Origin of the sequence: Moorena sp. SIO2C4 (genome assembly GCF_010672485.1) — a bacterium.
GTDB classification, from domain to species: Bacteria; Cyanobacteriota; Cyanobacteriia; order Cyanobacteriales; family Coleofasciculaceae; genus Moorena; species Moorena producens.
In genome coordinates, this window is sequence record NZ_JAAHGN010000597.1 from 1 (window position 1) to 4,596 (window position 4,596).

Consider the following 4,596-nt stretch of genomic DNA (forward strand, 5'->3'; position numbering starts at 1 on the left):
TCTTTAATCAATATAACTCCCAAGGGAACGTTATCGATAAGGCAGTATTGTTGCCGAATGAATACCAAGCAGAATTGGAAACCGCCTGTCCTCAATATAGTGAACGAGGTTGCCAATTTGGCATGACTTATACCCCCACAGGAAGATTATTAACCAAAACTCTTCCAGACGATAGCACAGTGATTAAAGCCTACCAGGATTACAGTGGATTTCTGGAATCGGTTAGCTACGAAACCCAGAATACAACGCAAAAATATGCCGATTTTGAGGATTACAATGTTCGTTCCAGAGTAGGTCAAATTGAATACTATAATCCAACAACCGTTAGCCCCAATCTGGTGCTGGCTCCGACAGAAATCGAGGAACTAGCCTATTATCCCGAGTCTGGTTTATTAGCAAACCATAGGCTGATAAGCAACCAACCCTTACAGGAGAGTCAAGAGCTACAGGAAAAGTATCGGGAAATTCAGCATCTAAAAAATGAAAATCTCTTGCTTCAACAAAAAAATCAGGACTGGCAAAATGAACTGGCAACTCTCGCTGATGACGACGCCAAAAAGGAAGCGTTATTAGAAGAAATCAACTCTCTAAAAACAAAGATTAACCAAAATCGAGAAATGATAGAACGCCAAGAAGGGATGTTGTCCGATATCCAGGGCGTTCTGCTTCACTATACTTATAATTGGGATCAACTCGGGAATTTACTTAACATCAATAATTCAGAGGCAGGAAAAAGCCAGTCTTTTACATACGAAAACAACCGCTTGAAGACAGCGAGTTCTTCGGAGCTCTACGGTACCATTACCTATGATTATGACCCCTCCGGCAATATGACCCAAAAGAGTTATACCGGGGATTCTAATGATGGATCGGTGATCTACGATCAGTTTGAGGGAAACCGAGTATTATCAGCAAAGTCCAGCAAGGGGGAAACGAATTTTTCTTACGATGATAATGGGAATTTGTTTTTTAAAACCAACGGCGCAGATGCCTGGGGTTATATTTATGATGGGAAAAACCGACTCCGTTCAGCCCAACAGGCAGAGCAACCAGGCTTTAATGAAGAATATCAATATGCCAGTAGTGGTCGAAGAATTATCAAGAAGAATCAAGGAAAAGACCAAACTGTCCTCTATGTAGATCCTAGCTATATTATTCAAAAAACTGGCTCAGAACTAACAAGCACAAGCTATGTCGGCAAGATTGCTGCGGTCAAGAAAACTTGGGGTGCGGATGGAGTGGCTACAGATGAAAAAGTCATCTTTTTTCATAAAAACCAAGTGAATAGTACCGAGGTGGTCTCTGGTTCAGAAAATAAACATGTGGTTTATGAACCTTACGGAAAGATTGTGCTTGATAAAAGCTCACCGGATCTCTCTGACTTCCGTCCTAAATTTGGTAGCAAGGAACTGGATGATACCCAACTCTATTATTTTAATGCCCGTTATTACGATCCTGAGATGGCGCGATTTATCACTCGCGATAGCCAACTCGGTGCTAGCAGGTTTACCCAGGATGCGTTTAATCGATATGCTTATGTGTTGAATAACCCTGTGGCTTCTATCGATCCTAGTGGGCATGCCTGTGGTTTTGCTGTAGGTTCGGCATCAACCATATCCAATACTGGTGGAGGATTACTAGCATTCGCAAGTTTATCAGCTGGTGCGGCTTCAGTATTTGGTGCTACCCTCAATGAGGAAGGCCTCTCAAAAACAGGGAAAAGAACGCATATTGCCTTGGCAGCAACTTTTGGAGGAACAGCTGCAATTTCGGCTGTGTGCGGTGCACTCGATAAACGCCTTGCAAAGAAATTGAAAGCTGAAGAGGATCCTTTAGGGGAAAGGGGTCCTTATAGTCGATCAAGACTGACAGAATTAAGCGAGGACCAATTTAAGGGTCTCGAGGCTCGGGTGCGCGCAGAAAGAGGTGCCCGGAACAGTTTGGAGGAGCCACAACCAGAGTATGAGCCACCATCACTCAGATTGGAGGAGCCACAACCAGAGTATGAGCAACCATCATTCATAGGCAGAGGCAGAGGTTGTCCAACAATACCAACAATTGTAGTAAGTTTTATACAGACTACTAAAGTTGCTACGGAAACAGGCATGAAAACGATCAAAGATCTCCAACTCAAAGAGAAAATATGGGGCTATAACGAAAAAACTCGACAAACGGATTTATTTCCCGTTACAGCAAAATCTGTAAAATTGCATCACGATTCAGTTGCGCTGAGGACGGAATCAGGAAACACCATCGGCACAACAACGGAGCATCCTTTTTATGTCGAAGGCCGAGGCTGGATACCAGCAGGAAAATTAAAACAGGGGGATGCCATCCGTACCCAAGATGGCACGTCGGTGCTGCTGGAAAGCGTAACGGTTGAGTATGTAGAAGACGCTTTTCCTGCTTATAATCTTTCCGTTGACAAAGCTCATAACTTTTTTGTTTCTGAAGACAAGTTATTGGTTCATAACTGCGGTAGGGAAGAAGATGCGGCTGAAGGGGAAGAAGGTGCTGGCGAAACAGCAGGTGAAAGTGCTGCCGATGAAGGCGTGGGTTCTGCTAGTGCCGCTGCCAGCGGAGAAGAAGGAGTGGGAATGGGTGTTGCGGAAGTGGCTGGCGCTGCGGAAGTGGAGGCACTGCCGGAAGAAATTGAAATAGGCGTGGAAGTTGCGTTATTGCTAGCGTTATAAGCAAATAACTCAATGCTGGGATGTCCTGAAAGTGCGATCGCTGCTCTTGTAGCGACTGTCTTAAAAGTGCGATCGCCCAACTTGTAGGGTGCGCTATTCGAAAGTATAACACACCAACCCAACCCCAAAAAGCGAAATAGTCTTCAAAAGCATCTTCTTATTCTTTTAAGTCCCAATCACAAGGAAAAATTAATCCGATCACCGGTATGACCACAGAGGCTGAGATTGAGAAATTGAGTGAGGCCCTTGCTGGTGCTTCTAACCTGTCCAAAGATGATGTAGCCTCTTTTTTAAAGCAGGCGCAAGGTCTGAGAGACCAAAGGTCAAGTGGTCAGCCCATCTCAAGGTCGGAACTAGCCTCTTTTCAAGATTCTACCGGTGATATGTTTAAGAAATTGGAGGCTGTAAAAGGCTTCGATCAATTAAAAAATCCATTTACCATGACCGAGAGTGAGATAAATCAACAAGTTGATCAACTCGCTCAGGCGATGGAGAAAGCGGTAAAAGTCCCTTCCGACAATACCAAAAAAATGCTCAAGGATACCTATGCTTTAATGGATCATTTAACCAATACCAAGCGTGATAGCGATTCTCCCGATGGTGGGACAAAAAATGACTCAGATACCAATGAATCTGGCCCTGATTATCAAACCTTACTGGATAACTTCAAAGAGTCCTATAGCCAGCATTATGATGCCTTAGGGTCAAGTAAAGCCGGTAAACCCATTGGTGGTCATTTGTTTAATATGACCAAAGATGAACTGGATGCTGAGATTAAGGATATCAATCAAAAAATAGCAGACGCGAAACAACTTCCACCAGAGCAAATTAGTTCGTTCGTGATGCCTATGCCTTAAGAGAAAAGCTATTTGATTTTTCTAAATCTGCTTAAAATACTGCTAGTACCGATAGCTCTACTACAGAGGATAAAGCAGAGAGCACAAAAGCGGAAGAGGCGATAGATCAAGCGGTGAGGGATAAAAATTCACCAGACGTACAAGTTGCGAAAAATGAGGTTAATCGAGAGATAGGTGAATTTAACCAAAAACATGCTGGCACGATGGAAGAGATAGTGCGGGCGTCACTCAAGTAGGGTGCGTTCGATTACAAAAGATCTATCAAGACATTTATTGACCGAATATTACAGAACGCACCATCCCTTACTGGGCTTCATTCATTCTAAATTTTTAAATTTCTTGCCATTCCCGAGCATCGACAAATAAAGATAGGTGCTTTGTATTATTGGTTGCCACAGTAACTTCATACCCATAATTAGTAACTAAAATAGCTTGAGCGGCTAAAATAACATCTCCATCTAAAGCTTTAGGATCCGCTGTTGGTTTACCTTTTTTTCTGACTTCCGCCCATAATTCGGCAGCTTTTAACATAACTTCTGTAGTAATCGGGAGATAGATTATTTCGGCTTTAAGGCGATTTAGTTTCTTGATTCCCGATACCTTATTTGCTCGTAATAGTTCTCGTCTAATTTCATAATCGATAATTTCAGGTAAAACAACATCATATCCTCGGTCAAAAATATTATAAAACCATTCTTGACATTGCAGTGACAACGCAGCGCCTTTTGGATTTGTAATTAAACCAACAGGGGCTGAATCTAAAACTATCACTTTGCTCATCTTAGGTTAAATCACAACTCCTTTGCTCGATTTAATGATTTTCCAAGTTTCTTTTTGGTCTTGTTCTTCGTCTAACTCATTCCAAGATTGAAATAACTCCTTTAACTTTTGTTGTTGCTGTTTTCGTTGAATTGGATCCGATTTTTCCAGCCGAGCCATCGCTTTTTGCCAATGATATACAGATTCTTTATTCGTCATTTGGCTTTGACGAAATAAACGAATGATTTGTAATAATTGTGGAATCTGTTCGTCGGGAATATTTTCAA

4 protein-coding genes are annotated in these 4,596 nt (G+C 42.3%); 2 read left to right on the plus strand and 2 right to left on the minus strand.

Going from position 1 to position 4,596, the window contains the following annotated elements:
- Together F6K20_RS25275 and F6K20_RS25280 are read left to right on the plus strand one after the other, a co-directional pair.
- Positions 1–2,693: RHS repeat-associated core domain-containing protein (locus F6K20_RS25275; protein WP_287296468.1), on the plus strand; the 2,693-nt coding region annotated here is incomplete at its 5' end.
- 206 nt (positions 2,694–2,899) lie between these two features.
- Positions 2,900–3,550, plus strand: coding sequence for a hypothetical protein (locus F6K20_RS25280; protein WP_287296470.1), 651 nt, complete (start codon positions 2,900–2,902; stop codon positions 3,548–3,550).
- A 330-nt stretch (positions 3,551–3,880) separates the two neighbouring features.
- Here F6K20_RS25280 and F6K20_RS25285 read toward each other — a convergent pair whose 3' ends face one another.
- Together F6K20_RS25285 and F6K20_RS25290 are read right to left on the minus strand one after the other, a co-directional pair.
- On the minus strand, positions 3,881–4,330 hold the full coding sequence (locus F6K20_RS25285; protein ID WP_287296472.1) for a PIN domain-containing protein: 450 nt from the start codon (positions 4,328–4,330) through the stop codon (positions 3,881–3,883).
- A gap of 6 nt (positions 4,331–4,336) precedes the next feature.
- Positions 4,337–4,596, minus strand: a 260-nt coding sequence (locus tag F6K20_RS25290; RefSeq protein ID WP_502708874.1) for a hypothetical protein, incomplete at its 5' end; no start/stop codon positions are given.